Raw genomic sequence first — 270 nt, 5'->3', positions numbered from 1 at the left:
AAATCTAAAGGAAAGGTGCATACTTTTTTGGATGATTTAGTTGGTGCGATTGCGTCAGCTGCAGCAAGCCGGTTAGCCCATCGTTATCAAGCGAAGTTAGAAAATGAAGATTCCCGTAAGTAATAACTTGTACTAGAAGTTTCGTTTTTCATGGTAACCGTAATGTACGGTTACCATTTTCTTATTTGTATGGGAATAAAAATATGCACCATTTAGTTATGAAATTATCCAAATGATCATTTATATGGGGTCACCATACATGCCCATCAA

Annotated in this window: 1 pseudogene; it reads left to right on the top strand. The window is 36.3% G+C overall.

From position 1 onward, the window contains the following. Positions 1-123, top strand: a pseudogene (locus tag JDS96_RS31100) (phosphatidylglycerophosphatase A); the annotation flags it as partial. Positions 124-270: the final 147 nt, after the last annotated feature.

Origin of the sequence: Bacillus cereus group sp. N21, assembly GCF_016483395.1 — a bacterium.
GTDB lineage: Bacteria > Bacillota > Bacilli > Bacillales > Bacillaceae_G > Bacillus_A > Bacillus_A pseudomycoides.
This window is presented reverse-complemented; position numbering and strand designations above follow the sequence as displayed.